This window comes from Streptomyces sp. NPDC002994, assembly GCF_040611155.1.
Taxonomy (GTDB): Bacteria; Actinomycetota; Actinomycetes; order Streptomycetales; family Streptomycetaceae; genus Streptomyces.
The window spans coordinates 11,892-36,746 of the sequence record NZ_JBEXNQ010000008.1 but is presented as its reverse complement, the minus strand read 5'-3'; the positions used below and the strand labels follow the sequence as shown (position 1 = coordinate 36,746).

Annotated in this window: 21 protein-coding genes; 20 read left to right on the top strand and 1 reads right to left on the bottom strand. The window is 70.6% G+C overall.

The features are described from left to right. The first annotated feature begins 15 nt into the window (after positions 1-15). The 20 genes from ABZX79_RS12420 (at position 16) to ABZX79_RS12325 (ending at position 23,590) form a co-directional block, all read left to right on the top strand. A complete protein-coding gene (locus tag ABZX79_RS12420) occupies positions 16-1,311 on the top strand; it encodes a DUF6716 putative glycosyltransferase (RefSeq protein WP_355255029.1) in 1,296 nt (431 codons plus the stop codon). After that, positions 1,308-2,828: an acylneuraminate cytidylyltransferase gene (locus ABZX79_RS12415; RefSeq protein WP_355255026.1), complete on the top strand. Its 1,521-nt coding sequence runs from the start codon at positions 1,308-1,310 to the stop codon at positions 2,826-2,828. The genes ABZX79_RS12420 and ABZX79_RS12415 overlap by 4 nt, the downstream gene beginning before the upstream one ends. Before the next feature lie 29 nt (positions 2,829-2,857). Continuing rightward, positions 2,858-3,784, top strand: coding sequence for an N-acetylneuraminate synthase family protein (locus ABZX79_RS12410; RefSeq protein WP_355255023.1), 927 nt, complete (start codon positions 2,858-2,860; stop codon positions 3,782-3,784). 35 nt (positions 3,785-3,819) lie between these two features. Beyond that, positions 3,820-4,914: a hypothetical protein gene (locus ABZX79_RS12405; RefSeq protein WP_355255020.1), complete on the top strand. Its 1,095-nt coding sequence runs from the start codon at positions 3,820-3,822 to the stop codon at positions 4,912-4,914. A gap of 234 nt (positions 4,915-5,148) precedes the next feature. Continuing rightward, on the top strand, positions 5,149-6,396 hold the full coding sequence (locus ABZX79_RS12400; RefSeq protein WP_355255017.1) for an amidohydrolase: 1,248 nt from the start codon (positions 5,149-5,151) through the stop codon (positions 6,394-6,396). Positions 6,397-6,533: 137 nt separating this feature from the next. After that, positions 6,534-7,577, top strand: a complete 1,044-nt coding sequence (locus ABZX79_RS12395; RefSeq protein ID WP_355255014.1) for a BMP family ABC transporter substrate-binding protein — start codon at positions 6,534-6,536, stop codon at positions 7,575-7,577. Positions 7,578-7,824: 247 nt separating this feature from the next. Beyond that, positions 7,825-9,351, top strand: coding sequence for an ABC transporter ATP-binding protein (locus ABZX79_RS12390; protein WP_355255679.1), 1,527 nt, complete (start codon positions 7,825-7,827; stop codon positions 9,349-9,351). Beyond that, positions 9,351-10,463: an ABC transporter permease gene (locus ABZX79_RS12385; protein WP_355255011.1), complete on the top strand. Its 1,113-nt coding sequence runs from the start codon at positions 9,351-9,353 to the stop codon at positions 10,461-10,463. Before ABZX79_RS12390 ends, ABZX79_RS12385 begins: the two co-directional genes overlap by 1 nt. Then, positions 10,463-11,725 (top strand): ABC transporter permease, encoded by a 1,263-nt coding sequence (locus tag ABZX79_RS12380; protein ID WP_355255008.1) that lies wholly within the window; start codon positions 10,463-10,465, stop codon positions 11,723-11,725. The genes ABZX79_RS12385 and ABZX79_RS12380 overlap by 1 nt, the downstream gene beginning before the upstream one ends. After that, positions 11,722-12,147 carry a cytidine deaminase gene (locus ABZX79_RS12375; RefSeq protein WP_355255005.1) on the top strand — a complete coding sequence of 142 codons (426 nt, stop codon included), beginning with the start codon at positions 11,722-11,724 and terminating at the stop codon, positions 12,145-12,147. The genes ABZX79_RS12380 and ABZX79_RS12375 overlap by 4 nt, the downstream gene beginning before the upstream one ends. Before the next feature lie 5 nt (positions 12,148-12,152). Continuing rightward, positions 12,153-13,430 carry a thymidine phosphorylase gene (locus tag ABZX79_RS12370; RefSeq protein WP_355255002.1) on the top strand — a complete coding sequence of 426 codons (1,278 nt, stop codon included), beginning with the start codon at positions 12,153-12,155 and terminating at the stop codon, positions 13,428-13,430. A gap of 111 nt (positions 13,431-13,541) precedes the next feature. After that, the gene (locus ABZX79_RS12365; RefSeq protein WP_355254999.1) at positions 13,542-13,811 is read left to right on the top strand and encodes an STAS domain-containing protein; all 270 of its coding nucleotides are present in this window, start codon (positions 13,542-13,544) and stop codon (positions 13,809-13,811) included. 247 nt (positions 13,812-14,058) lie between these two features. Next, complete coding sequence (locus ABZX79_RS12360) at positions 14,059-15,240, top strand: glycosyltransferase (protein WP_355254996.1); 1,182 nt, start codon at positions 14,059-14,061, stop codon at positions 15,238-15,240. Beyond that, positions 15,237-16,664: an exopolysaccharide biosynthesis polyprenyl glycosylphosphotransferase gene (locus ABZX79_RS12355; protein ID WP_355254993.1), complete on the top strand. Its 1,428-nt coding sequence runs from the start codon at positions 15,237-15,239 to the stop codon at positions 16,662-16,664. The genes ABZX79_RS12360 and ABZX79_RS12355 overlap by 4 nt, the downstream gene beginning before the upstream one ends. A gap of 2 nt (positions 16,665-16,666) precedes the next feature. Beyond that, positions 16,667-17,977, top strand: coding sequence for an O-antigen ligase family protein (locus ABZX79_RS12350; RefSeq protein ID WP_355254990.1), 1,311 nt, complete (start codon positions 16,667-16,669; stop codon positions 17,975-17,977). After that, positions 17,974-19,764: a lipid II flippase MurJ gene (locus ABZX79_RS12345; RefSeq protein WP_355254987.1), complete on the top strand. Its 1,791-nt coding sequence runs from the start codon at positions 17,974-17,976 to the stop codon at positions 19,762-19,764. The genes ABZX79_RS12350 and ABZX79_RS12345 overlap by 4 nt, the downstream gene beginning before the upstream one ends. Then, on the top strand, positions 19,754-20,518 hold the full coding sequence (locus ABZX79_RS12340; RefSeq protein WP_355254984.1) for a polysaccharide deacetylase family protein: 765 nt from the start codon (positions 19,754-19,756) through the stop codon (positions 20,516-20,518). The genes ABZX79_RS12345 and ABZX79_RS12340 overlap by 11 nt, the downstream gene beginning before the upstream one ends. After that, on the top strand, positions 20,515-21,687 hold the full coding sequence (locus ABZX79_RS12335; RefSeq protein WP_355254981.1) for a glycosyltransferase: 1,173 nt from the start codon (positions 20,515-20,517) through the stop codon (positions 21,685-21,687). Before ABZX79_RS12340 ends, ABZX79_RS12335 begins: the two co-directional genes overlap by 4 nt. After that, positions 21,684-22,391, top strand: coding sequence for a lipopolysaccharide biosynthesis protein (locus ABZX79_RS12330; protein WP_355254978.1), 708 nt, complete (start codon positions 21,684-21,686; stop codon positions 22,389-22,391). Before ABZX79_RS12335 ends, ABZX79_RS12330 begins: the two co-directional genes overlap by 4 nt. Beyond that, positions 22,391-23,590, top strand: coding sequence for a GNAT family N-acetyltransferase (locus ABZX79_RS12325; protein ID WP_355254975.1), 1,200 nt, complete (start codon positions 22,391-22,393; stop codon positions 23,588-23,590). The genes ABZX79_RS12330 and ABZX79_RS12325 overlap by 1 nt, the downstream gene beginning before the upstream one ends. Here ABZX79_RS12325 and ABZX79_RS12320 read toward each other — a convergent pair. Continuing rightward, entirely contained in the window at positions 23,544-24,833 is a 1,290-nt protein-coding gene (locus ABZX79_RS12320; protein WP_355254972.1) for a glycosyl hydrolase, read from the bottom strand. The two genes, ABZX79_RS12325 and ABZX79_RS12320, sit on opposite strands and share 47 nt — an antisense overlap. Positions 24,834-24,855: the final 22 nt, after the last annotated feature.

The following is a 24,855-nucleotide window of genomic DNA, read 5'->3' as shown; positions in this document are numbered from 1 at the left end:
CCTAGTTTCGTCGGTGTGCCAGCAAGTACCAGCAAAGCCCTGCGGATCGCCGTGATCGCCGATTCCGATACGCGATGGAAATGGGGCGCCCTCACCGCCCGCCGTATCGCGCCGGAAGCCCGGATCGACGGTTTCCTGCTGCGCGGCCGGGCCACTCCCACACCGCGCCAGCTCGCCGAGGTCGGCGTGCCGGTCGACGGGGTGCGCGAGGTGACCGCCGCGGAATTCATCGGCGAGATCGATTACTCGGCGTACGACGTCGTCCTGCTCGCCCTCGTCGGCGGCGCCGTACAGGCGATGCTGCACGGCCTCGCACCGCTGTGGCCCGACACCGACCGACGACCCGTCCTCTGCACCGGTTACGTCGGTGTCGTGTACGAGAAGCTCGCCGACGGGCTGCTGCTGCGCCACGGCGCGGACATCGTCATCGCCAACTCCCGCCACGACGCGGAACGTTTCCGCGCGGTGTACGAGGGAGTGGGCGCGGACGCGTCGGCGGTGACGGAAGCCGCACTGCCGTTCCTGGGCGGCGACAGCTACACGGGTACGGACACCCGCACCGTCGTCTTCGCCGCCCAGCCCTCCGTGCCGCAGTCCCGCGCCGACCGCACGTACCTGCTGCGCCGCCTCGTCCAGCACGCCCGGCTGCATCCCGGCCGCGAGGTGCTGCTCAAGCTCCGCAGCAAGCCGGGGGAGCACACCACCCACATCGAGGAACTGCCGTACCAGAAGCTGGCGGCCCGCATCGAGGGTGGCGTACCGCCCAACTTCCGCCTCGTCTACGGACACATGGGCGAGGTCCTGGACCGCACCGACCTCCTCGTCACGGTCAGCTCGACCGCCGCCCTGGAGTCCCTGCACCGCCGCATCCCGACCGCCGTCCTCACCGACCTGGGCGTGCGCGAGGTCCTCGGCAACCACCACTTCCTCGGCTCCGGGTGCCTTGCCTCCTGGGACCAGCTGGACGCCGGTCACCGGCCGCGGGCCGACGAGGAGTGGCTGGCGAGCCAGGGAGTGGCGGCGGACGGCTCGTACGAGACGGCCTTCGACGCCGTACGAAAGCGGGTCACCGCACTCCTGGAGCGCCCCGGCCTGCCGCCGATCGCCCCCTACTACACCTCCGCCACCGCGCCGGGCTACCTCCCCGGCATCCTCGCCCGCCACCGCCTCGACGGCACGCAGACCGCCACCACCGACGTCACCGGCGTACGCCGCGTCCTGCGCGACACCGTACGGGAGGCGGCGCGCGGGGCGTACCGCCACGGGGTGCAGCGCGTGGCGCCCGTAATCCGCCGCATGGGAGAACTATGAGCAGCCGGCCGCAGACCGAAACCGACACCGAGCCCGTACGCCGGGTCCTGGCCGTCATCCCCGCCCGGGGCGGCTCCAAGGGCGTACCGGCGAAGAACCTCGCCCCGGTAGGGGGCGTGCCGCTGGTGGCGCGCGCCGTACGGGCGTGCCTGGGCGCCGGCCGGGTCACGGACGTCGTGGTGTCCACGGACGACCCCGCCATCGCGGCGGCGGCGCGCGGCGCGGGCGCCGAGGTGGCGCTGCGGCCGGCGGACATCGCGGGGGACACGGCGACCAGCGAGGCGGCCGTACTGCACGCCCTGGACACCCACGAGGCGCTGCACGGCGCGGTGGTGGACGTGGTGCTGCTGGTGCAGTGCACAAGCCCGTTCCTGACGAGCGAGGACGTCGACGGCGTCTGCGCGGCGGTCGTCGAGGACGGCGCCGACACGGCCCACACGGTGGCCCCCTTCCACGGCTTCGTCTGGCGGGAGGCCGAGGAGAGCCCGACGGAGGCCGACACGGCCGCTCACGCGGCGGGCGCGCTCCCGATGGCAGCCGTCGCGGTTGCCCCCGGCCCCCGGGAAGCCGACGGCCCGGCCGCCACCGCCGCCGATGCGGCGTCCCCGGCCGCCGAGGCACTCTCCGGCCCGGGCGGCCCGTGCACCATGGCCGACCACCCCACACCCGCCGGCGCGGACGGCGGCCAGGTCGCCGCTGCTCACTGTGCTGCCGGCGCGGACGGCGGTCCGGATGGCCTCGCCGACCACCACCGCCCCGCCGCCTCCGGCGGTCAGGGCGTGAATCACGACAAGAGCTTCCGGCCCCGCCGTCAGGACCGGCCGCAGGACTTTCTCGAGACCGGGGCGGCGTACGCCATGGACGCCGCCGGGTTCCGGAAGGCCGGGCATCGCTTCTTCGGGCGGACCGCGCTCGTCGTCACGGACCCGGCCCGCGTCCTGGAGATCGACGACCCGCACGACCTGGCCCGCGCCCGCGCCCTCGCGCCGCTGCTGGATCCGCGGGGCACCGACCTCCCCACCCGCGACGACATCGACGCCGTCGTCATCGACTTCGACGGCACCCAGACCGACGACCGGGTGCTGATCGACTCCGAAGGACGGGAACTCGTCGCCGTGCACCGCGGCGACGGACTCGGCATCGCGGCCCTGCGCAACGCGGGGCTCAAGCTGCTGATCCTGTCCACGGAACAGAACGCGGTCGTCGCCGCACGGGCCCGCAAGCTGCGCATCCCCGTGCTCCACGGCATCGACCGCAAGGACCTCGCCCTCAAGCAGTGGTGCGAGGAGCAGGGCGTCGCGCCCGAGCGCGTGCTCTACGCCGGCAACGACGTCAACGACCTCTCCTGCCTGGCCCTCGTCGGCTGGCCGGTGGCGGTCGCCAACGCCCACGACACGGTGCGCGCGGCGGCGCGCGCCGTGACGACCGTCCCCGGCGGCGACGGCGCCATCCGCGAGATGGCCGCCTGGATCCTCGGCCCTTCCCTCACCGGCCCCTCCCTTACCCCCACCCCGTAACTCACCTCCCCCCTAAGGAAAAGAACCACATGAGCACCAACTCCCGCCTGCGCACCCTCGGTTCCAAGACCGCGGGCCCCGGCCACCCCGTCTACGTCACCGGCGAGATCGGCATCAACCACAACGGCGACATCGAGAACGCCTTCGCGCTCATCGACGCCGCCGCCGACGCCGGCTGCGACGCGGTCAAGTTCCAGAAGCGCACCCCGGAGATCTGCACGCCGCGCGACCAGTGGGACATCGAGCGCGACACCCCGTGGGGCCGGATGACGTACATCGACTACCGCCACCGCGTCGAGTTCGGCGAGGACGAGTACCGCGCCATCGACGACTACTGCAAGAAGCGCGGCATCGACTGGTTCGCCTCCCCGTGGGACACCGAGGCCGTCGCCTTCCTGGAGAAGTTCGACGTGCCGGCCCACAAGGTCGCCTCCGCGTCCCTCACCGACGACGAGCTGCTGTGCTCCCTGCGCGCCACCGGCCGCACGGTCATCCTCTCCACCGGCATGTCGACGCCGCAGCAGATCCGCCACGCCGTCGAGGTGCTGGGCAGCAGCAACATCCTGCTCTGCCACGCCACTTCGACGTACCCGGCCAAGGCCGAGGAGCTCAACCTCCGCGTGATCAACACGCTTCAGGCCGAGTACCCGAACGTCCCGATCGGCTACAGCGGCCACGAGACCGGCCTCCAGACGACCCTGGCCGCCGTCGCCCTCGGCGCCGCTTTTGTTGAGCGCCACATCACCCTCGACCGCGCCATGTGGGGCTCCGACCAGGCCGCCTCCGTCGAGCCGGGCGGCCTGACCCGCCTGGTCCGTGACATCCGCACCATCGAGGCCTCCCTCGGTGACGGCGTCAAGAAGGTGTACGAGTCCGAGCTCGGCCCGATGAAGAAGCTGCGCCGGGTCGCGGGCGTCGTCGCCGAGGGCGCGGACCGCGAGCCCGTCGCGGTCTGACGGACAGACCCGACGGAGATACGGTCGTAGTCGCCGTGAACGGCACCCCCGCCGCCCCCGCCACCGAGGCCTCCGGGACGCTCGCCTTCGTGGAGAGCCCGGTCCAGCTCCTGAACGTTTTGGAGTGGGCCCATGCGAAGGCCGGGCCCCAGGCACAGACACAGCCGAACGACCTCACGGTCGTCGTCCTGTCACCCACCGACCCCATGACCCGCGGCCAGCTGCGGCGCATGGCGGAGCTCGCGCGCCACGAAGGGATGCGGGTGCGGTGGGAGGAGGCCCGGGGCGGGGCGGGGGCGCCGTTCCAGACGATCGGCGGGCTGGCGTCCGCCCTGCGCCGGGCGCGCCGCGTGGTGATCGGCGACCCGTTCTCGCGGTACGTACAGCTGCTGCTGACGATCACGCGCGCCCGTGACCTGGTCGTCGTCGACGACGGCACGGCCACCATGGAGTTCGTCGCCCAGCTCACCGGCGGCGAGCGCCTGGAGCGCTGGCACCGGCGCGGCGGCCGCCGGGGGCCGCGCGACCTGGTCTTCGGGCCGGTTTCGGCGATCGCGCGCCGCCGCCTCACCCCGTCCGGCAGCCGCGCGGTCGAGGTCTTCACCTCGATGCCCGTGGAGCAGGCCCCGGGGCTGACCGTCACCGCCAACGACTTCGGCTGGACGCGCGCCCGCTTCGGTCCGCCCCGCATCTCGCGCGGCGCCGACCTCGTCGGTACGTCGCTGGTCGAGACCGGCGTCGTCGACCCGGACCGGTACGTCGAGGCGGTCACCGCTCTGGCCCGCGCCCACGGGGCCACCCGCTATTTCGCGCACCGCCGGGAGAGCGCGCACAAGCTGCACCGCCTCGCCGTCGAGACGGGCCTGGAGATCGTCCGCCCCGACCTGCCGCTGGAGCTGATCGCCCGGCGCGGCCCGATCGGCCGCCTGATCCTCAGCTTCCCGTCAACCGTCGTACACACCCTCCCCCTCGCCCTCGCGGGCACGGGCGTACGGGTCGCGGTCTGCGACGTGAACCCGCTGTGGCTGCGGGACACTGCTTCGCCGCGCGCCCAGGGCTTCCTGTCGGGCGTCACGACCACGGCGCGCGACGTCCAGCACCTGCCCGCGCTGGGGCAAATGTCTAGTTAGTCACGTATGTGACCTTGACCACGTGTATCGCGCGTCCCGTCGGCGCCCCAGCGCGCCCGGGAACGGACCCGCTGGAGGGGAAAACACCAGGCCGGCACGGGAACGAGGAGCGGCGCAGCATACCCGCCCCCAGCGACGCTTATGCGCCTCGGAACCAGATTCTTTTCCCCTATGCGGCTGAAATTTCGTTGATCGCTGGTTAGTTACCCCCATAAGACGCCTACTCTTTCAGGGATGAGCCAGCTGATCTGCGAGTCCGAAGAAGCAGCACTGCCGGTGGCGCCCCAGCTCCCCGGCACGCTGCCCGAGAGCCTGCGCCTTGAGCTGATCGCCTTCCGTCGCGACCTGCACATGCACCCGGAGCTCGGCAACCAGGAGTTCCGCACCACCGCCGCGATCAAGGCCCGCCTGGAGCAGGCAGGCCTCACGCCGCGTGTGCTGCCCTCCGGCACCGGACTCATCTGCGACATCGGCACCGGCGCGGCCGGCTGGGACGGCGTACGCCCGATGCTGGCCCTGCGCGCCGACATCGACGCGCTCCCCATCCCGGACACCAAGACGGACGCGCCGTACCGCTCCACGGTCCCGGACCGCGCGCACGCGTGCGGCCACGACGTGCACACCACGGTGGTGCTCGGCGCCGGCCTGATCCTCGCCGAGCTGGACCGCCAGGGCGTGCTGACGCATCCGGTACGGCTGATCTTCCAGCCGGCCGAGGAAATGATGCCCGGCGGCGCGCTCGGCGTGGTCGAAGCCGGTGGGCTCGACGGCATCGGCAGGATCATCGCGGTGCACTGCGACCCCAAGGTCGACGCGGGCCGCATCGGTCTGCGTACGGGCCCGATCACCTCGGCCTGCGACCGCATCGAAATCACGCTGGACGGGCCCGGCGGCCACACCGCCCGCCCGCACCTCACCACCGACCTGGTCACGGCCGTCGCCAGGGTCGCCACCGACGTCCCGGCGCTGATCGCCCGCCGCGTCGACGCGCGCGCGGGCCTCGCAGTGACCTGGGGCCGCATCGAGTCCGGTCACGCCTGCAACGTCATCCCGCAGCGCGCCGTCCTCGCCGGCACCGTCCGCTGCCTGGACCTCCAGGCCTGGCACGAGGCGCCGGACCTGGTCCATGCCGCCGTCGACGAGGTCGCGAGCCTGCACGGCGCCAAGTCGGTGATCAACTACGTGCGCGGCGTCCCGCCCGTCGTGAACGAGCACGACGTCACCGAGCTGCTCGTCGCCGCCATGACCGCCAGGCGCGGACTGCACGCGATCGAGGACACCGAGCAGAGCCTGGGCGGCGAGGACTTCTCCTGGTACCTGGAGCAGGTTCCCGGCGCGATGGCCCGTCTGGGCGTACGCACTCCGGGTGACACGGCCCGGCGTGACCTGCATCGTGGTGATTTCGACGTGGATGAGGCCGCGATCGAGGCGGGGGTCGAGCTCTTCACCGCCGCAGTGCTGCTTGACGGACACCGTTCGTAATCAGCCACGGCGCCTTCCGTTCACGACGATCCGATAACAGCTGCCGTACGGTCGCTTATCCGGCATCTACGCGCGTTACGATCGCCGCGAAACCAGCGCCGGAAGAGGCGCTTCGGTCAGGTCGAAGGAGCCCTCCCTTGCGCCGCGTAACCAGGATTGCCACTGTGGCCATCGCGTCCACAGCCCTCGCGTTCTCCGCCACCGCGTGTGGCAAGACGTCGGACTCCGGCTCCGGCTCGAAGGAGCCCAGCGCCGCCATCGCGTACGACATCGGTGGCCGTGGTGACCAGTCCTTCAACGACGCGGCCTACGCCGGTCTGTCGAAGGCCGAGAAGGATCTGGACATCAAGGGCAACGACCAGGAGCCCTCCGAGGGCGAGTCGGACGCCGACAAGGTCCAGCGCCTCACCGAGCTGGCCCGTACCGGGAACAACCCGGTGATCGGTGTCGGCTTCGCCTACGCCCCGGCCATCAAGAAGGTCGCGCCGAAGTTCCCGAAGACCACCTTCGGCATCATCGACGACACCTCGGTGACCGGTAAGAACATCGCGAACATGGTCTTCAACGAGGAGCAGGGTTCGTACCTCGCCGGCGTCGCCGCCGCCAAGGCCACCAAGACCGACAAGGTCGGCTTCATCGGTGGTGTCGAGGTCCCGCTGATCAAGAAGTTCGAGGCGGGCTTCGCCCAGGGCGTCAAGGACACCAAGCCCGACGTCCAGGTGCTCAAGCAGTACCTGACGCAGCCGCCGAACTTCGACGGCTTCTCCAAGCCCGACCTCGGCAAGGCCGCCGCCCAGGGCCAGCTCGACAAGGGCGCCGACGTGATCTACCACGCCGCGGGCCTCGCGGGCTCCGGCTCGATCGAGGCGGCCGCCACCAAGGGCAAGTGGGCCATCGGCGTCGACTCGGACCAGTACACCCAGGCCGGTCTGGCGAAGTACAAGGACAAGATCCTGACCTCGGTCACCAAGGACGTCTCCGACGCGGTCTACAACCTGATCAAGTCGGTCAAGGACGGCAAGCCGCAGTCCGGTGAGGTTCGCTACGGCCTCGAGGAGAACGGCGTCGGCCTCTCCGACTCCAACCCGGAGTACAAGAAGATGACGGACCTCATCGCCGCCGTGGACAAGGCGAAGGCCGAGATCATCGCCGGCAAGATCAAGGTCAAGACCGCGCCGTAACGGCCCACCGGCCACGACGACGCGAGACCCGGGGGCCCGGGGAGGCGGTTTTCCGCCGCCTCTCCGGCCCCCGGGCCGCATCCGAATAAGCCCGCATCGCCCCGTCTTTTTGATATTTGGCAGTGCTACGCGCGTAGACACTCTCGCAGCGCGATAGTTTCGCCGCGCCCCAGCCTCCCTGCCTCCCGCTCCTTTCCGCCAAGGAGAGTGCGTCATCAACGCGTCCAGCCCGCCCCCCGCCGTAGAACTGCACGGCATCACCAAGCGCTTCCCCGGCGTCGTCGCCAACCACGACATCGACATCACCATCCGCAAGGGCACCGTGCACGCCCTCGTCGGTGAGAACGGTGCCGGAAAGTCGACCCTGATGAAGATCCTCTACGGCATGCAGAAGCCGGACGAGGGCACCATCACCATCGACGGGGAGCAGGCCACCTTCCACAGCCCCGCCGACGCCATCGCACGCGGCATCGGCATGGTGCACCAGCACTTCATGCTCGCCGACAACCTCACCGTCCTGGAGAACGTCGTTCTCGGCGGCGAGAAGCTCTACGGCATCGGCAACAAGGCCCGTAACAAGATCAAGGAGATCTCCCAGGCGTACGGACTGAACGTGCGCCCCGACGCCCTGGTCGAGAACCTCGGTGTGGCCGACCGCCAGCGCGTGGAGATCCTCAAGGTCCTCTACCGCGGCGCCCGCATCCTCATCCTCGACGAGCCGACCGCCGTCCTGGTCCCGCAAGAGGTCGACGCGCTCTTCGCCAACCTCCGCGAGCTCAAGTCCGAGGGCCTGACGGTCATCTTCATCTCGCACAAGCTGGGCGAGGTGCTGTCCGTCGCCGACGACATCACCGTCATCCGGCGCGGTACGACCGTGGGCACCGCCGACCCGAAGAAGACCACCACCAAGCAGCTCGCCGAGCTGATGGTCGGCACCGAACTCCCGTCGCCCGAGACCCGCGAGTCGACGGTCACCGACGTACCGATGCTCCGCATCCAGGACCTCCACCTGAACGCCATCGACCCCGACGGCGCCGTACGCGAGGTGCTGGCCGGGATCGACTTCACCATCCACAAGGGCGAAGTCCTCGGCATCGCGGGTGTCGAGGGCAACGGCCAGGCGGAACTCGTCGAGACGATCATGGGTCTGCGCACCCCGGACGGCGGTGCCATCACACTCGACGACACCGACATCTCGCGCGCGCCCACCCGCAAGCGCCGTGAGCGCGGCATCGGCTACATCCCCGAGGACCGCCACCGGCACGGCCTGCTGCTCGAAGCGCCGCTGTGGGAGAACCGCATCCTCGGCCACGTCACCGAGGAGCCCAACTCCAAGCGCGGGCTGCTCGACCTGAAGGCGGCCCGCACCGACACCGAGCGGATCGTGCGCGAGTACGACGTCCGTACGCCCGGTATCGAGGTCACCGCGGCCTCCCTGTCCGGCGGCAACCAGCAGAAGCTGATCGTCGGCCGCGAGATGAGCCACGCTCCCAAGCTGCTCATCGCCGCGCACCCCACGCGCGGCGTGGACGTCGGCGCGCAGGCGCAGATCTGGGACCAGATCCGCGAGGCACGCCGCGAGGGACTGGCCGTACTGCTGATCTCCGCCGACCTGGACGAGCTCATCGGGCTCTCCGACACCCTGCGGGTCATGTACCGCGGCCGCCTGGTCGCGGACGCCGACCCGGCCACCATCACCCCGGAGGAGCTGGGCTCGGCCATGACCGGCGCCGCCAGCGGTCATCTGGAGCACGCCCCGGAGGACGAGGCCTGATGAAGAAATTCGACAAGGACCGGCTGATTCTGGGCCTCGCCGGCCCAGTGCTCGCGCTGGTCGTCGCCATCGCGCTCACCTCGGTGGTGCTGCTCGCCTCGGGCCGCGACCCGTTCGAGCCGTACACGCTGATGGTCGAGAGTGCGCAGTACGCCGACATCCAGGTGCTCATCCTGAACCAGGCCGGCACGTACTACCTGGCGGCGCTCGCCGTGGCCATCGGGTTCCGGATGAACCTGTTCAACATCGGCGTCGACGGCCAGTACCGGCTCGCCGCGATGATGGCGGCCCTGGCCGGCGCCGCCGTCGAGCTGCCGGGTCCGCTGCACATCGCGATGATCGTGATCGTCGCGATGCTGACCGGCGCCTTCTGGGCCGGTATCGCGGGTGTGCTCAAGACGCTGCGCGGAGTGAGCGAGGTCGTCTCCACGATCATGCTCAATGCGATCGCCACCAGCCTGATCGCCTGGCTGATCCTCACCGACAACTTCGGTGTGCAGCTCCCGGGCTCCAACGACCTCACCACGGGTGAGATCGCGGAGTCCGGCTGGTTCCCGAGCGTCAGCATGGGTGACGGCGGCGAGATCTACGGCTTCACGTTCGTCGCCTTCGCACTCGGCGTCGTCTACTGGTTCATCCTCAACCGCACCCGCTTCGGCTTCGACCTGCGCGCCACCGGCGCCAGCGAGAGCGCCGCCGCGGCCTCCGGTGTCGACGCCAAGAAGATGATCCTCACCGCGATGCTCATCTCGGGCGGCGTCGCCGGTCTCGCCGGCATGCCGACGCTGCTGGGCGACACCCACACGTACAGCCTCAGCTTCCCGACCGGAATCGGCTTCACGGGCATCACCATCGCCCTGCTCGGCCGCAACAACCCGGTCGGCATCTTCTTCAGCGCACTGCTGATCGCGTTCCTGGACAAGGCGTCCGCCGCGCTCGACCAGTACGGCTACGAAAAAGAAATCGCCACGATCATGCAGGGCCTGATCGTGATCGCGGTCGTCGTCAGTTACGAACTCGTCCGCCGTTACGGGCTCCGCCGCCAGCAGCAGAAGGTGGGCGAGGAGCTCGCCGCAGCCGCCCGCAAGAACCGTGAGGAGGTGGCGGCGTAATGAGTACCAGCACTGTCTCCGCCGTGAGCGCGGCGCCGAAGAAGAGCGCCCGCCGCAAACTGTCCGTACCCGTCATCCTGCTGATCATCGCGGGCGGTCTCGCCCTGGTCTCGCTGGTCCGCATCATCAGCGGCGCCGACGACCTGACCTCGGTCGGCCAGGTCTCCGGCGCGCTCCAGCTCGCCATCCCGATCGGCCTCGCCGGTCTAGGCGGCCTGTGGGCCGAGCGCGCGGGCGTCGTCAACATCGGCCTCGAAGGCATGATGATCCTGGGCACCTGGTTCGGCGCGTACGCCGGCTACCAGTGGGGCCCGTGGACGGGTGTCGCCTTCGGCATCCTCGGCGGCGCGATCGGCGGTCTGCTGCACGCGATCATCACGGTCACCTTCGGCGTGAACCACATCGTCTCCGGTGTGGCCATCAACATCCTCGCCGTGGGCGCCACCCGCTACCTGTCCAACTTCACCTTCGACCAGGTCGAGGGCGGCTCCTCCAAGCAGTCCCCCCGCATCGACGAGATCACCAAGGTCACCGTCCCAGGGCTGTCCGACTGGCTACAGGACATCCAGGGCAAACACTGGTTCTTCATCTCGGACGTCGCCGGCGTCCTCGGCGGCCTGCTCACGAACCTCTCCCTGCTGACCATCTTCGCGCTGCTGCTGATCCCGGCGACCATCTGGATCCTGTGGCGTACGGCGTTCGGCCTGCGGCTGCGCTCCTGCGGTGAGAACCCGATGGCCGCCGAGTCCCTCGGCGTGAACGTCTACAAGTACAAGTACATCGCCGTCGTCGTCTCCGGCGGCCTGGCCGGCCTCGCGGGCGCGTTCCTCGCCATCGTCGCGACCGGCATCTACCAGGAGGGCCAGACCGGCGGCCGCGGCTACATCGGTCTCGCCGCGATGATCTTCGGCAACTGGATGCCGGGCGGAATGGCGCTCGGCGCGGGCCTCTTCGGCTTCACCGACAGCCTCAAGCTGCGCGGCGGCGCCGAGAACGTCCACGCGATGCTGCTCCTGCTGGCGATCCTGCTGCTGCTGGTCGTCTTCTGGCAGCTCTACAAGAAGAAGTACCTCCCCGCGGCGATCTCCGCCGTGGCCGCCGTGCTCCTCTTCACCTGGTACGCGTTCACCGACGAGGTCCCGAGCCAGTTCGTGGACGCCGCGCCGTACATCACCACGCTGCTCGTCCTGGCGCTCTCCGCGCAACGGCTGCGGATGCCCAAGGCCAACGGCATGCCGTACCGGAAGGGCCAGGGCAAATGACGGACGCCGCGGTTCCAGCCGACTGGGAAGCCCTGCGGGAGGCGGCGCGCGAGGCCATGTCCCATGCGTACGCCCCGTACTCGGGCTTCCCGGTCGGCGCCGCGGCCCTCGTCGACACCGGCCGCATCGTCACCGGCTGCAACGTGGAGAACGCCTCGTACGGCCTCTCCCTGTGCGCGGAATGCGGCCTCGTCTCGCAGCTCAACGCCACCGGCGGCGGCCGCCTGACGCACTTCACCTGCGTCGACGGCCGGGGCGAGATCCTGATGCCGTGCGGCCGCTGCCGCCAGCTGCTGTACGAGTTCGGCGGCCCCGCGCTGCTGCTCGACACGTCGGCGGGTATCCGTACCCTCGCCGACATGCTCCCCGACGCCTTCGGCCCCCAGCACCTGGCGCCCGGCACCCCGGAAGGAACCCGATAAACCCCATGGACGTCATCTCCGTAATCCGGACCAAGCGCGACAAGGGCGAACTGAGCCTCGAGCAGATCGACTGGGTCATCGACGCCTACACGCGCGGTGAGGTCGCCGACGAGCAGATGTCAGCGCTCGCGATGGCGATCCTGCTCAACGGCATGAACCGCGTCGAGATCGCCCGCTGGACCGCAGCGATGATCAACTCGGGCGAGCGCATGAACTTCGCGCAGCTCTCCCGCCCCACCGCCGACAAGCACTCCACCGGCGGCGTCGGCGACAAGATCACGCTGCCCCTCGCACCCCTGGTCGCCGCCTGCGGTGCGGCCGTACCCCAGCTCTCGGGCCGGGGCCTCGGTCACACCGGCGGCACGCTCGACAAGCTGGAGTCGATCCCCGGCTGGCGCGCGCTGCTCTCCAACGAGGAGATGCTGAACGTCCTCGAATCGACCGGCGCGGTCATCTGCGCGGCGGGCGACGGCCTGGCCCCGGCCGACAAGAAGCTGTACGCGCTGCGCGACGTCACCGGCACGGTGGAGGCGATCCCCCTGATCGCCTCCTCCATCATGTCGAAGAAGATCGCCGAGGGTACGGGCTCGCTCGTCCTGGACGTGAAGGTCGGCTCCGGCGCCTTCATGAAGAACATCGAGGACGCCCGCGAGCTCGCCGCCACCATGGTGGGCCTGGGCACGGACCACGGCGTACGCACGGTGGCCCTGCTCACCGACATGACGACGCCCCTGGGCCTGACGGCGGGCAACGCCCTCGAGGTCCGCGAATCGGTAGAGGTCCTGGCGGGCGGCGGCCCCTCCGACGTCGTCGAGCTCACCCTCGCGCTCGCCCGCGAGATGCTCGACGCGGCGGGCCTCAAGGACGCCGACCCGGCCAAGGCGCTCGCCGACGGCTCCGCGATGGACGTCTGGCGCCGCATGATCGCGGCCCAGGGCGGCGACCCGGACGCGGCCCTCCCGGTCGCCCGCGAGCAGCACGTGGTCCACGCCTCCGAGTCCGGCGTCCTCACCACCATGGACGCGTACGCCGTGGGTGTCGCGGCCTGGCGCCTCGGCGCGGGCCGCGCGCGCAAGGAGGACCAGGTCCAGGCGGGCGCGGGCATCGAACTCCACGCCAAGCCGGGCGACAAGGTCACCGCGGGCCAGCGCCTGATGACCCTGCACACGGACACCCCGGAGAAGTTCGAGTACGCCCTGGAAGCCCTGAACGGCGGGGTCCTCACCGCCCCCGAGGGCACGGAGTTCACCCCGAACCCGATCGTGCTGGGCCGCATCGCCTGACCCGTACGACGTGCACGACCGAGCGGGACCGGTGGAAGCCACCGGTCCCGCTCTTCTCGTCCACCGATGAGTTACCGACGCCGCCAGGGTCTCCCTCATGTGGATGCCACGATGCCGACCGTTCTCGTCGTCGTCGGCCGGGTGACCCCGGCCGACGTCCCTCGTCTGTGCGACGAACTCGACAGCCTGCTGTACGCATCAGGGGCCACCGAGGTCATCTGTGACGTCACCGGACTGACCCACCCGGACCTCACCGCCGTCGAGGCCCTGGCCCGCCTACGGCTCACCGCCCGCAGGGCCGGCTGCCGGCTGCGGCTGTGCGGCGTCCGCCAGGACCTGCTGATGCTGCTGCGCCTGGCGGGCCTCAGCGACGTCGCCTAGGGCCTTGGGTCAGCGCGGTAACCCCTGCGGCGCGATCACCCGATGGGTTATTTCCGCAAAAGCGGAGAAGGCCTGTTGACGCAAGTCAATGCCGCTGAAAGGCCGCCACGGCCCAAAGGCTCCAAATGGCCGAACAGGCGAGTCCAGCGTGATTTTCCAACTGGCGTTCTGACAAAGTTCACTCCTGCTTTCGTCGCCTTGTTTCCCATCCGAAATCCGCGGTTGCTTTCTCGGTCAGGAGCCGCACGTGCTGCAAAGAAGTTGGACCGAGCAGAGCCAACTGACGGTTTTTCACCTTGTTCAGCCGGTGGAAGGGGGAGTCGCGCGCGTTGTCACCGATCTCGTCAGAGCGCAGACGCGCGAGGGCCTGCGGACCGTTGTCGCCTGCCCGCCGGGCGGAGCGCTGGCGACCGAGGCCGCCGAGGCAGGAGCGTACGTACACACCTGGCCTGCCGTACGCGCTCCCGGTGCCGGCCTGGCCGGCGAAGTCATGACCGCGGCACGGCTGATCCGCCAGAGCCGCCCCCATGTCGTGCACGCCCACAGCGCCAAGGCCGGGCTCGCGGGCAGGCTGGCCGTACGCGGCCGGGTGCCGACGGTTTTCCAGCCGCACGCCTGGTCCTTCGAAGCGGTGCAGGGCCGCGAGGCGGCACTCGCCCTCACATGGGAGCAGTACGGGACCCGTTGGAGCTCAAGGACCCTGTGCGTCAGCGAGACCGAGCGTAAAACAGGCGAGGAGGCCGGCATCGCCGCCCGCTGGTCGGTGATCCGCAACGGCATCGACCTCCGCCACTTCCGCCCCGACGAGGGCGCGAGCCGCGCCCCCGCCCGCGCCGCCCTGCCCCTGCTGACCGGGATGGCCGCCGGAACCCCCCTGGTGGTCTGCGTAGGCCGCCTGTGCCGCCAGAAGGGCCAGGACATTCTGCTGCGGGCCTGGCAACAGGTGGCCCGGGCGGTACCCGGCGCCCGGCTGGTCCTGGTGGGCGACGGCCCGGACCGCGACCAACTGATGTCGGACCCCCACCCCGGCGTGCTCTTCGCCGGCGCGAGCCGCGATCCCCGCCCCTGGTTCCACGCGGCCGACATCGTGGTCCTCCCGTCCCGCTGGGAGGGCATGGCCCTTGCTCCGCTCGAAGCCATGGCCTGCGGCAGGCCGGTCGTGCTTTCCGACGTCAGCGGCGCCCGGGAGAGCCTGCCGCCCGGTCACGAAGCCCACTGCCTCGTACCGCCCGAGGACCCGGCGGCCCTGGGGGCGGCACTCACCAAGCTGCTGAACAACCCCGGTCTCCGGGACGCCCTCGGCCGTGCGGCGCAGACCCACACCCGGTCGACCCGCGACGTACGGGAGACCGCCGCAGCCGTCTGTGGCCTCTATCGGGAACTTCTCAGCCCGCACCGACCCATGACGAGGAGGCGCACCGAGCGATGACGACGGAGAGTGCGTTCGCGCCCAACACCGCCCAGGCCACGGCCGTACCGCTCACGGCTCCGTCCGTCCACCCGCCACGCAGCGCCACCGGCCGCCGCCCCGTACCCCTCGCCCCACGGAGCATCCGGCGCGGCCCCGTCGCGGGCCTCCTGGCCGCCGACGCCCTCGCGCTGGCCCTCACCCTGGCCCTGATGCCGTGGCCGGCCGTGGTGTTCGCCCCGCTCGCGACACTCATGCTGGCACTGCACACGTACCGCGGCCTCTATCGCGCACGCCTGTCCCCCTCAGCGCTGGCCGAGCTCCCCCCGCTCCTCATCCTCGCCCTGATCCAGTGGTACGCCACAGCGGAGGCCCTCAGCACGTACGCCCCGGAGCACACCGTCACCTGGGCAACGATCACCCTCGCGACCGCCACGCAGACAACCCTCACCTGCACCTCCCGCGCCCTGGTCTACCGGACCCGCCGCAGGACGGCCGCCCGGCGCCCGCAGTCGGCACTGATCGTCGGCCGCGGCCCGGTGGCCCAGCAGGTCACGGCGGCCCTCCACGAGCGGCCCGAGTACGGACTGCGCCCGGTCGGCAGAATCGACGCCTCACCCACGGACGCCACCGAAAAACTCCCCGTCCTCGCCACCCTGGAGGACGTCAGCCGCGCGATCATCCAGAACTCCGTACGCCACGCCGTCTTCACCCACCCGCCCGAGCAGGCCCCCGACGCGACAGCGCTGGTCGCGCTCCTCACCGAGCACGACTGCCACCTCTGGCGCGTAACCGACCACACGCACCACCCCGACCACCTCTGGGGTTTCGCCGTACAACCGCTCCACACCCGGCTCCACAGACCAGTGGCACACGCGGCCAAGCGAGCGATGGACGCCTCCGTCGCCGCGCTGGCGCTTCTCGCGACAGCTCCCGTGATGGCGGTCTGCGCCCTGGCTGTACGCCTCTCCGACGGCCCCGGCGTGATCTTCCGCCAGGAGCGCATCGGCCGCGACGGCCGCCCCTTCACCCTCCTGAAGTTCCGTACGCTCAGCCCGGCCGACGAGCACGAGTCCGCCACCCGCTGGAGCGTGGCCACGGACCGCCGTATGAGCTCGACAGGCAACATCCTCCGCCGCACGTCCCTCGACGAACTTCCCCAGCTCTGGAACGTCCTGCGCGGCGACATGAGTCTGGTGGGCCCCCGCCCCGAACGCCCGTACTTCGTCTCCAAATTCAGTCACGCCTACCCCGGCTACCAGGCCCGCCACCGCATGCCCGTGGGCATCACCGGCCTGGCCCAGGTGAACGGACTGCGCGGCGACACCTCGATCGAGGACCGCGCCCGCTTCGACAACCTCTACATCGAGACCTGGTCGCTCTGGCAGGACGTGTGCATCCTCATGCGCACCGCCGCTTCCCTGTTCCGGCTCGGAGGCAGCTGAGCATGACGGCCGTGTGGACCACACCACTACCGCGCGTCGACCGACTACCGCTCCTGCCCCTGATCGCCACAGTGCTGCTGCTGGCAGCGCCGATCCAAACCGCAGGAGCGGGCACATCGGCGAACATCACGCCGGCGGACCTGGCCTCGTGCGCCCTTGTCCTGACAGCTCTGGCCAAAGCACTACACGAACGCCGACGCCCACTCACCCTCACCGCCGCGCTGGTCCTGGGCCTCCCCGCCGTCGCCATCGCCGTGGCAACGGCAACCGCCACGGACCCCACAGCCGCCCTCACCGGATTCGCCCGCTACCTCCAGGTCTTCGTCCTGGTCCCCGCAGCGGTGGTCCTCCTCCTCCGCACCCCGAACCACTTCCGCGTCATCACGACCGCACTGATCGCCCTGGCGGTAGCCCAAGGAGCCACAGGGGTCTACCAGTACGCGACCAACACAGGCGCGTCGTACATGGGCGAGGACATCAGGGCAGTAGGCACCTTCGGCGCCACCGACGTCATGGGAATGGCCACGGTGGTCTCCTACGGTCTCCTGGCAGCCCTGGCCCTGGCACTGCGCCCCCCCAAGAACGCTCACCCGTACCTGCGCCCGACCGCCACGGCCACAGCAGCAGCACTGACCATCCCCTTGGCGCTCTCCTTCAGCCGAGGAGCCTGGATCGCCACCCTCGCCGCAGCCTTCGCCATGATCCTCCTCACGGGCCGGCGCCAGGCGGTACGAGCCCTGACCACCCTCACAGCAGCCTCGGTCATCCTCGTAGGCGGCTTCGGCATCGGCTCCGAGATGATCTCCCAACGCCTCACCAGCATCACGGAGGTGACCGAAGCGCCCGACCGCTCGGTCACCGACCGCTACACCATGTGGACCGCCGCGGTGAGCATGTGGCAGGACCGCCCCGCCACCGGAGTAGGCCTCAAGGGCTTCCCCGCCCACCGTGACGCCCACGCGTCGATCGCTCTCTCCTCAGGCAGCGACACCGCGGGAGCGGGCCAGACGTTCCACAAACAAGCCCTGCTCTCCCCGCACAACATGTACCTCCTGGTCCTCAGCGAACAGGGCCTGATCGGCCTCACCGCATTCCTGGCCGGCTGGGCAGCGATCCTCCTGACAGCCCTACGCAGACTGACCCGAGCCCCCCAAAAAGCAGCGGACTGCGGCCTGGCAGCAGTAGGCCTGGCAACCTGGCAGACGGTCGACTTCCTCTACGCCGACATCGGCGGCCCCTCGACCGTCCTCACCGGAATCATCCTGGGCCTGGCCGCCTGGTGGGCCCTGGCGCCGTCCGAGGAGAGGGCATGACCGACGCCCCCGCCCACCCGACGCGGGCACTCGACGAGCCCGACCCCGCCCCGCGAAACACGGTGCCAGGAGGGGACGTGCCGGGGCGCTCCCCGCAGGGCGTCGAACGCAACGAGCCCGAAGAAACAACGCGCTACCCGAACGTTCGGCGCCCGAGGAGACGCCACGGCGCGGCACCGACCCCAGAGCCCCGGGACCCGCATCCGCCGAAGCTGGGCCGGTTTCTGGCGCGGGCCGCCGCCGTCACCGCCGGCCTGACCGCGGCAGGGGCGCTGCTGGGTCTGGTACGGGACCAGGCCATCGCCCACCTCTTCGGCGCGAGCGTCGACAGCGACGCCTTCCTGATCGCCTGGACCCTGCCCGAGATGGCGTCAACCCTCCTCATCGAGGACGCGATGGCGCTGCTGCTGGTCCCCGCCTTCAGCCACGCCATCGCCCGCCGCGCCGCCCAGCGCGACGCGGTAAGAGCGCTGGTCCTGGCCACCCTGCCCCGGCTGTTCGCCCTGCTGTCCTGCGCAGCCGGGGCCCTGATCCTCGGTGCGCCCTGGCTCGTCAAAGTCCTCGCCCCCGGCTTCAGCAACCCCCAACTGGCCACCGACTGCACCCGCCTCACAGCGGTGACCGTACTGACCTTCGGCATCACCGGATACTTCAGCGCCGCCCTGCGCGCACACGGCAGGTTCTGGCAACCGGCCGGCGTCTACGCCGCGTACAACCTAGGCATCATCGTCACGATGCTGACGCTGCACTCCCTCTGGGGCGTACGAGCAGCCGCGGCCGGGGTGGCGGCAGGCAGCCTCCTGATGATCCTGACCCAACTCCCCACATTCCTACGCCTGGTAAAGCCAACCCGCACCCGCACCCGCACCCGCACCCGCACCCGCACCCGCACCCGCACCCGCACCCGCACCCGCACCACCATCCCCCCACTCCTGGGCACAGCCGTCCTGGCCCCGGTGGTTCTCTTCGCGGTGAGCCGCCAGGCCCAGGTCCTGGTAGAGCGCTTCCTGGCGTCCTCCCTCCCCGGCGGCGCCATCTCGCACCTGAACTACGCGCAGAAGGTCGCGCAGATGCCGATGGTGCTGTCGCTCATGATCTGCACGGTGACGTACCCCGTCGTAGCAAGAGCCATGGCCGAAGGAGACCAGCAAGGAGCCCGCCGCAGGGTGGAAAGAGACCTGGCCCTGGCCGCGATGGTCGTCCTCCTCGGGACAGCGCTGGTTCTCGGCTACGCGCCGCAGATCATCGAAGTACTCTTCGAACGCGGCGCGTTCGACGCCCAGGACACAGCCACGACGGCAACCGTCATGCGCGTGTACGCGGCCGGCCTCCTGGGCCACTGCCTGGTGGGCGCCCTGAGCAGGCCGTTCTTCTCCACCAGCCGCCCCACCTGGTACCCGGCCGCCGCAATGGCCGCAGGCCTGGTCGTCACCACCGCCACAGGCGCCGCCGCGGTCGGCAGCTTCGGCGTACACGGCATCGCGGCGGCGAACGCAGTCGGCATCACCACGACGGCGCTGCTCCTGCTCACCGGCCTTGGCTCGCGCGTGGTCCCCGTACGGGTACGGGCCATCACCGCATCCCTCGGCCGCCTGATGCTCGCGGCGGCAGCGGCGGCCACGGCGGGCGCGGCGGCCGCCCCGAGGATGTCGGACCCGCTGCTGAGCCTGACAGTCGGCTGCGTCCTCGTCCCGACCGTATTCGTCCTCTGCGGACTCGCGGTAAGAGCCCCAGAGGTCGTTCACCTGCTGGCCCAAACCCGACAGAGGTTCCACCATGGCCACTGAAACGACAACGCGCACCGCCCAACGCCCCGTACGCACCCCCCGCCCCCACCGCCGGCCATGGATCTGGATGTACCACTCGGTGGCCGACCCGGCGGACGACCCGTACGGCATCACCGTCGCCCGCGAACGCCTCGACCGGCACCTGACCTGGCTGCGCCGCCGAAGACTCACCGGAGTCGACGTAGGCACACTCCTGCGAGCCCACGCGGCGGGCCGCGCCGGCCACCTGGTCGGACTGACCTTCGACGACGGATACGCCGACTTCCTGCACGAGGCGCTGCCGGTGCTGCGCCGGCACGCGTTCACGGCGACGGTGTTCGTCCTGCCCGGCCGCTGCGGCGGCTCCAACGAGTGGGACGCGCTGGGCCCGCGCAAGCGGCTGCTCACGGCGGAGGAAATCAGAACGGCCGCAGCAGCCGGCATGCGGATCGGCTCGCACGGCCTCTACCACCAGAACCTCACCGCACTGTCCGACACCGACCTGCGCCAGGAAACCCTCCACAGCCGGGAGTTGCTCCGCGAGATCACCGGCACCGCCCCGGACAGTTTCTGCTACCCGTACGGCATCGTCGACGACCGCGTGGCAGACGCGGTACGCGCCGCCGGCTACACCTACGGCTTCGCGATCGCCCCCGACCCGCCGCTCGGCACGTACGCCCTGCCCCGAACGCACATCAGCCACGCCGACCGGGGCCTTCGCCTCCGGGCGAAGCGGCTGCGCCACCGTTTCGCCGTACGGGGTCCAGGCCGATGAAGGCACTGCACATCATCACCGGCCTGGGCACCGGAGGCGCCGAACAGCAACTGCGGCTGCTGCTGCGGCACCTGCCCGTACCCTGCGACGTCGTTACGCTGACGAACCCGGGCCCGGTGGCGAGAGGGCTGCGCGCGGACGGCGTCCGGGTCGCCCACCTGGGGATAAAGGGCAACCGGGACCTCAAGGCCCTGCCCGCGCTGACGAACCTGATCCGACGCGGGAAGTACGACCTGGTCCACACGCACCTGTACCGCGCCTGCGTCTACGGGCGGATCGCCGCACGGCTGGCCGGGGTCAAAGCCACGGTCGCCACGGAACACTCCCTCGGCCAGTCGGAGATCGAGGGCCGCCCGCTCACCCGCGGCGCCCGCGCGCTGTACCTGGGCACCGAACGCCTGGGCTCCGCCACCGTAGCCGTCTCCGACACCGTTGCCGGACGGCTGCGCGACTGGGGTGTACCGGCCGCGCGCATCCACGTGGTGCCCAACGGCATCGAAGCCGCGCACTTCCGCTTCGACGCCGCACGCCGCCTCACCACCCGCGCACAACTGGGCGTCCCCGCCGACGCGTTCGTGGTCGGCGGGGTGGGCAGGTTCGTCCCCGGCAAGCGGTTCGACGTACTGGTCCGAGCGGTCGCGGCCCTGCCCGGCGCGTGGCTCTTGCTGGCCGGCGACGGCCCCGAGACAGGCGCACTGCGCACGCTGACCGCGCGCCTGGGAGCCACGGACCGCATCCGCTTCCTGGGCGACTGCTCTCGCGACACCGGCGGCGTCACCAAGGCCCGCAGCCGTACGCCCCGCGTTCGCGTCCCCGCGATGCTCTGCGCCGTCGACGTCTTCGTCTCGACGTCGCGCGAGGAGGCCTTCGGCCTGGCCGTGGTGGAGGCCCTGGCCGCAGGCCTGCCCGTACTGCACCGGACCTGCCCCGCCATCGACGACCTGCCCCCGGGCCACGCCCCCGGCGCCCGGCGCATCACCGGTGACGTCGGCGAGCTGACGGCGGCGCTGCGCCGGCAGATGGAGGGCGGAGCACGGCGCCTGGTTCCGCCGCCGGCCGTCGGCCACTACGACATCGCGCGCAGCAGCGCACGCCTCATGGACGTGTACGAACACGCCCTCACTTCCACTGCCTCCGCTCCCTCGACCAGGAGAAAAACACACCAATGACCGAGTCACCCGACCAGCCGCAGCCGCAGCCCGCCGCCCCCGGACGGATCACCCGGCTCCTCACGAAGACCACACAACACATCAAAGCCACCACCCTCCCCGCGTGGTGGCCCGTCCCCGTCTGCGCCCTCCTCGGCACACTGTGCGGAGTGTCGTACGGCGCCCTCAAGACCTCGGAGTACACCGCCACCAGCTACGTCGTAGCCGTCCCCGCCAAGGGCATCGAGCCCACCGCGGCCCTCGGCTACGCCCAGGCCTACGGCCGTATCACCACCAGCGACTCCACCCTCGCGTACGCGCGCGTGGCCGCGGGAGTCCCGCCGAAGGCGCTGCGTACACAGGTCAGCACGCAGACCTCCCCCGACTCGCCGATGATCGCGATCACCGGCACCGCCGCCAAGCCGGCTGCGGCGGCGGACATCGCCAACGCCGTGGCGGAAGCCGTCCTCGTCAGCAGCAACCACGTCTCCAAGAACACCGGCGTGAAGCTGCTCGTCTTCTCCCGCGCGATCGCACCGGCCGAGCCGGCCTCCCCGTCCGTCCCGATCAGCGCCGCCGTGGGCGGGAGCACCGGCGGCCTGATCGGCGGCCTGGCGCTCCTCGTACGGCCGAGGCGCCCCCGCACGACCGCGTCGGTGCCCGCACCCTCCACGGCCCACGCCACGGCCAACACCAACACCAACGCCGAGCGGGAGCTGGTGTGATGGCCCCCGGCGACCAGCGGACCCGGGGCCTCACCGTCACGCTGTGCCGCGACCCCGCCCGGTTCGCCGCGCTCCAGCAGGAATGGGACGGACTCCACCGCCGCTGCGCCGCCGCCACACCCTTCCAGAGCCACGCCTGGCTCCACTCCTGGTGGCTCTCGTACGGGACGAACGGCCGGCTACGCGTCGTACTGGCCCGCCGCGACGGCCGGCTGATCGGCGCGGCGCCGCTGATGCTCGTGCACCGCCCGATGCCGCTGCTCGTCCCCATCGGCGGCGCGATCTCGGACTTCTCCGACGTACTGGTCGACGCGAACGAGCCAAAGAACGCCATCACCGCACTGGAACGCGGACTCGACCGAGCGGCCCGCCAGGCGGTGATCGACCTGCGCGAGGTACGGCCCGGCGCTGCGGCCGAGCTGCTGTACGAGCGATGGACCGGCGCCCGGGCCCAGCTCACGGACTCGACGTGCATGGAGCTGCCCGCCGAGCCGATCGACGCGCTCCTCAAACGGATGCAGAGCAACCGCGCCCAGCGGGTACGGGCCAAGCTGCGCAAGATCGACGCACTGAGGATCGAGGAGCGCGAGGTCCCTGAGCACGACGTACCCGGAGCCATCGGCCGCCTCCTTCACCTGCACGAACTCCAGTGGCGGGGCCGCGGCGTCAACGTGGAGCACCTCAGACCGCGATTCGCCGAGCACCTGGGGCGCGCCGGGCGGCGGATGCTGCGCGACGGTGACGCGGCGGTCACGGAGTTCCGGCTGGACGGCGACGTGGTGGCGGTGAGCATGACGCTCCAGTCCGGCCTCCTGTCCGGCGGCTACCTGTACGGCGCCGATCCGGCACTCCGCGACAAGAAGGTGGACGTCACGGCGATGCTGCTGCGCCACGAGGCACAGCTGGCCGCGGGCTCGGGCCGCGGCGTGCTGAGCCTGCTGCGCGGGTCGGAACCGTACAAGAACCACTGGCGGCCGGCGACGGTCACCAACCAGCGGCTGCTGCTGGCCCGGTCCGGCCTGGAACCCCTGCTGCGCATGCGCGAGTCGCAGGTGACCATGCGGGAGCGGGCCGCCGAGACCGTGAGCACGCGCTTTCCGGCGGCGCGTGACTGGCGTGACCGGGTGAACAGCTGGCGGGCGGACGGGGCCGTCAGGGCTTCCAGTGCTTCGGGATCCCGGGCTTCACACAGACCGTGAAGTCCTTCATCCACTGGTTGATCCATTCGCCCATTTCGATGGGCACGCACCATTTCTCGTCCCGTTCCTCGTCGGACGGCTTTCCCGGAGGATCGGTCGGCGTGGGCCTGACCGGCTTGATCTCCGCGGGCTTCGGCACGGAAGGCGCGGGGGCCTGAGGCGGCGCGGGCGTCGGCGTGTCGGGCGTCGGCGTGTCGGGCGTCGGCGTACCCGGCGTCTGCATCCCGGGCGGCTGCCACCCGAACAGCTTCGAGCGGAAGACTTCCGACGACTGCGGGTTCTCGTCGCACTGCCAGACGCCGTGCGGGCAGTAATCAGTGATCGTCTGGTACAGCGGCTTGTGCTCGTCCATCCAGTCGAGCATCCGCCTCATGTACTCCGGATTGTCGCCGTTGCGGAAAAGCCCCCACTCCGGATACGAGATCGCCTTCTTGTGCTCGGCGGCGAAGTCGACCTGCTTCTGCAGCCCGTACGGATCCGACACCTGTTGGTCGAAGGTGTCGCCGGGAGGCTGGTCGTACGAGTCCATGCCGATGATGTCCACGACGTCGTCGCCCGGATAGCACTCGGTCCACGGAATCGCGTCGATGCCGCGGTTCGGGGCGAAGTCGAAGCGGAACTTCTGGCCGGGAACGGACCGCATCGCCGCGACGATGCGGTTCCAGTACGTCTTCCAGGCATCGGGGTCCGGTCCGCAGCGATGCGAGTACGTCGTGCCGTTCATCTCCCAGCCGAGGACGATCACCGTGTCCGGTACGCCCAGTTCCACCAGGCGTGTGGCCAGCTTCTGGTAGTGGTGGTCGAAGGCGCCGCCGGCGCCCTCCTGGAGGAGCCCGCGGACCTCGTCGTCGGAGAGGCGCTCCTCGTTCCGCTCCAGCATGGGCACGTTGAGCACGAACATGCGGTCCTGCGCACCGCGCCGCCAGTCCGCCCAGGAGCGCAGGAAGCCGGGGCGGCCTTCGATGTTCTCCCAGAGATCGCCCGGCAGGTAGGTGTGCCCGACCGAGAGTTCCGCACCGCCCAGCCACTGGGACAGTTCAGCCATCCGTGTCACGCCGTCGGGCCCGTAGTCGAGATACGCGCCAATGGAGGGCGGGGGATTCTCCGGATCCTCTGAGGTGTAGGTGTTTTCGGTGGGCGGTGCTGCTTCGGCCGCTCTTCCTCCGAGAACACCACCGGCGACGACGAGACTTATGGCAACCGTCCCGATGCAGGTGCCGGTGAGACGGCGCCTCTTAGCCATGACTCCTCCTACGATCGGTCGT